The organism is Synechococcus sp. R6-7, from assembly GCF_047461695.1.
Classification (GTDB): domain Bacteria; phylum Cyanobacteriota; class Cyanobacteriia; order Thermostichales; family Thermostichaceae; genus Thermostichus.
In genome coordinates, this window is the sequence record NZ_JANSHS010000033.1 from 1 (window position 1) to 4,165 (window position 4,165).

The 4,165-nt window shown below is 61.8% G+C and carries 3 protein-coding genes; 1 reads left to right on the forward strand and 2 read right to left on the reverse strand.

Features of this window, described 5'->3' with window-relative positions; translation table 11 throughout:
- Positions 1-242 (reverse strand): biotin/lipoyl-containing protein (locus NW815_RS01395; protein WP_414415637.1); only part of this gene is annotated, 242 nt, incomplete at its 3' end.
- 81 nt (positions 243-323) lie between these two features.
- Positions 324-2,789: a phosphoenolpyruvate synthase gene (gene ppsA / locus NW815_RS01400; protein WP_414388974.1), complete on the reverse strand. Its 2,466-nt coding sequence runs from the start codon at positions 2,787-2,789 to the stop codon at positions 324-326.
- A gap of 347 nt (positions 2,790-3,136) precedes the next feature.
- Here ppsA and NW815_RS01405 point away from each other — a divergent pair, with 347 nt between their 5' ends.
- Positions 3,137-4,090, forward strand: coding sequence for an RluA family pseudouridine synthase (locus NW815_RS01405; protein WP_414331111.1), 954 nt, complete (start codon positions 3,137-3,139; stop codon positions 4,088-4,090).
- Positions 4,091-4,165 lie beyond the last annotated feature (75 nt).

The window sequence follows — 4,165 nt, forward strand, 5'->3', positions numbered from 1 at the left end:
GCTTCGCTTTCGGCAATCAGGGCAATGGGGGCGCCCACCGGGGCTGATTCCCCTGCCGGCACCAGGATGCTGGCCAGGATGCCGCTGTGGAAGGACTCCACGTCCATGTCCGCTTTGTCGGACTCCACCACCAGGATGTTTTCTCCTTTCTCCACGCGGTCGCCGGGGTTCTTAAGCCAGGTGACGATCTTGCCCGTTTCCATGGTGGAGCTGAGGGCCGGCATGGAGAGTTCGTGGATCATCGATGGGGATGGGAACACAGCAGAAGAGATTGTAACTCAGGAGACGGGATCCCCGCGCACGTCTCTGGGCCGGCTTTGGGCTCACCGGGTGCCAGCCGCTTCTGCTTCGGCCACCACCAGCAGGGTTTTCAACAGGGAATCGGGGTTGAGGCTGATGGAATCGATCCCCGCCTGCACCAGGAAGCGGGCGAAGTCGGGGTAGTCGCTGGGGGCCTGGCCACAGATGCCGATCTTGCGCCCGTGGCTTTTCACCGTCTGGATTACCTGGGCGATCATCCGCCTGACGGCCTCGTGGCGCTCGTCAAAAAGATGGGCCACCAGGGCTGAGTCGCGGTCTAACCCCAGGGTGAGCTGGGTGAGGTCGTTGGAGCCGATGGAGAAGCCGTCGAAGATCTGGCAGAACTCGTCGGCCAGGATGACGTTGCTGGGCAATTCGCACATCACGTACACCTGCAGACCGTTTTCTCCCCGCACCAGGCCATGGCGGGCCATCTCTTCCAGCACCTTGTGCCCCTCTTCCGGCGTGCGGCAGAAGGGGATCATCAAGATCACGTTGGTCAGGCCCATCTCATCCCGCACCCGTTTCATGGCCCGACACTCCAAGGCAAAGCCCTCACGGTAGCGGGGATCCGTGTAGCGGGAGGCCCCCCGCCAGCCGATCATCGGGTTTTCCTCGTGGGGCTCGTAGCGGGATCCCCCCAACAGGTGGGCATACTCGTTGCTCTTGAAATCCGACAGCCGCACGATCACCGGCTTGGGGTAAAAGGCGGCAGCAATGGTGGCCACCCCCTGGGCCAGCTTGTCCACAAAGTACTCCGGCTTGTCGGCATACTGGGCGGTGAGCTCTGCCAGGCGCGGCTCCTCTTTCACCGCCTGCTCGTAGTTGAGCAAAGCCAGCGGGTGGACTTGAATGTGGTTGGCGATGATGAACTCCAGCCGCGCCAGCCCCACGCCATCGCAAGGGATCCCGCTGAGGCCGAAGGCTTTTTCTGGGTTGCCCACATTCATCATCAGTTGGGTGCGGGGACGGGGCAGCTCCTCCAGCGGGATCTCCGTCACCTCATAGGGCAACAGGCCCGGGTAGACCCGCCCTTCTTCCCCTTCAGCGCAGGAGACGGTGATGGGCTCGCCGGAACGGAGCACCTGCGTGGCGTTGCCGCAGCCAACAATGGCCGGGATCCCCAGCTCGCGGGCGATGATGGCCGCATGGCAAGTTCTGCCCCCCTGGTTGGTGACGATGGCGCTGGCCTTTTTCATGATTGGCTCCCAGTCGGGATCCGTTTTTTCGGTCACCAGCACCTCGCCGGCCTGAAACTGATCCGAGCGGCGCACATCCAAAATGACGCGGGCTGTGCCCTGGCCAATGGCCTCGCCTACGGCCCGTCCCCGCACCAGAGGCTCGGGCTGCGCCCCAGGCTGGGTGAAGCGATAGGTGGTCAGCTGGTTGGCCCCTTTTTGCGACTGCACCGTTTCGGGGCGGGCCTGGACGATAAACAGCTCGCCGGTGAGGCCATCTTTGGCCCACTCGATGTCCATGGGGGTGAAGCGGCCCCGCAGCGCCGAGTAGTGCTCTTCGATCAGGCAGGCCCACTGGGCCAATTTGAGGATTTCCTCATCCCTGAGGGCATATTGCTTGCGCAGGCTTTCGGGGACGGCCACGTTTTTGGTGGAACGGGATCCCCCCTCGTCGTAGACCAGCTTCAGGGCCTTGCTGCCCAGCTTGCGGGAGAGGATGGGGCGCAGTCCCTGCTTGAGGGTGGGTTTGAAGACCACGTACTCATCGGGGTTGACGATCCCTTGCACCACGTTTTCCCCCAGGCCGTAGGCGGCGGTGATCAGCACCGCATCTTTAAAGCCGGTTTCTGGGTCGATGGAGAACATCACCCCCGAGCAAGCCAGATCCGAGCGCACCATCTTCTGCACCCCCACCGAGAGGGCTACTTGAAAATGGTCAAAGCCCTTGATCTGGCGGTAGGAGATGGCCCGGTCGGTAAACAAGCTGGCAAAACAGTGGTGACAGGCATTGAGCACTGCCCGCACTCCACGCACGTTCAGGTAGGTCTCCTGCTGGCCGGCAAAGCTGGCATCCGGCAAGTCTTCTGCCGTGGCACTGGAGCGCACCGCCACATCGGTGTCGGGGCCGTAGCGCTCGCACAGCTTTTGGTAGGCTTCGGCGATGGCCTGCTCTAGCTGAGGGGGGAAGGGAGTTTGCAGAATTAAGGTGCGGGCAGCCTTGCCGCGATGGCGCAGGTTGTTCACGTCTTCAATGTCGAGATCCCGAAAGATCTCGCGCAACTTTTCCTCCAAACCCGCAGAGGCGATGAACTGGCGATACGCATGGGCGGTGGTGGCAAATCCTGTCGGCACCTGGATCCCCTTTGAGGTGAGCTGCTGCAGCATTTCTCCCAAGGAGGCGTTTTTCCCACCCACCTGGGCAACGTCCCGCAGCCCCACCTCCGTCAGGGGCAAGACCAAAGGCGGCTCTGAGCCAAGCTGGGGTTGAGAGGGTTGCTGAAGCTGGGATCCCCTGGTTGCTCCATCCGACATGCCTTACCTCCTTCTTAGATCCATTTAGATCCATTGAGCGATCCATTGAGCCAACGCCAATTGCTGGGGTGTGCTGTGTTGTCGGCTTGGGATCGCTCCCGGCTCTCCTATGCCAACACTCGGCCCAACTCATTCTTGGTGGGCCATAGCCTCACTCTAGTCAGGATTTTCTGCCCCTTAAAATTGCCCAGGGATCCCCCCAAGAAGGCTTAGAAGGCGATGAGACAAGGCAGATCCCCCCACCACCTGCCTGCGGAAGTTGCTGCAAATCTTCGACCTTTTTTACTCAGTGCAAAAGTAGCCGGGCTGCCACAATGGTCAAAGAAGGCAATTTGGGCAACAACGGCATGGAGGGCCACAAGGAGGCTGCAGCAGACATTCGCCAGATCAGGGTGACGGAAAAACAGCAGGGCTTGCGGCTGGATCGAGGATTGGCAGAGCAACTGCCGGAGCTGTCGCGGTCGCGCCTGCAGCAGCTTATCCGCCAGGGCCAGGTTTGGCTCAATGGGCAGCCCTGCCGGGATAAGGATCGCCCCCTGCAAGCTGGGGATGAAGTCGAGGTGCGGATCCCGCCAGCCACCCCGACTGCCCTGCAGCCGGAGCCGATCCCCTTGGACATTCTTTACGAAGATGACGATTTGCTTGTGATCAACAAGCCCCGCGGTTTGGTGGTGCACCCCGCCCCCGGCCACGCCAGTGGCACCCTGGTGCACGCCCTGCTGGCCCACTGCCCCCATCTTTCAGGCATCAACGGCGAGCTGCGTCCAGGTATTGTCCATCGCCTTGACAAAGACACCACTGGTGCCTTGGTGATTGCCAAACACGATCAGGCCCACCAGCACCTACAAGCCCAGATCCAGGCCAAAACCGCCCGGCGCATCTACTTGGGGGTGGTGTTTGGCCGGCCGGCCCAAAGCCAAGGCACCGTCTCTGCCCCCATTGGGAGGCACCCGGTGGATCGGCAGAAAATGGCCGTCCTGACCCCTGGCCAAGGGCGAGTGGCGGTAACCCACTGGCAAGTGTTGGAGCGGCTGGGCAACTACACCCTGATGCAGTTTGAGCTGGAGACCGGGCGCACCCATCAAATTCGGGTGCATGCTGCCCACATGCGCCTACCCATTGTCGGGGATCCCCTCTACACCCAGAGCAAAACCAGCCCTGTTAAGCTGGGCGGCCAAGCTCTCCATGCCTGGAAGCTCTCCTTTGTTCACCCGCGCACAGGCCAGCCGCTGCAGTTTACCGCTCCCCTGCCGGAGGAGTTTGAGCGGCTCTTGCGGCAGTTGCGCAGCCAGGCGGGCTAGGCAGCCTCTGGGGTTTCCCCCTTGCTTTGCCTGGTCATTGCAAACGGCTGTGGAACAGCTGGTTGGTTGATCCCC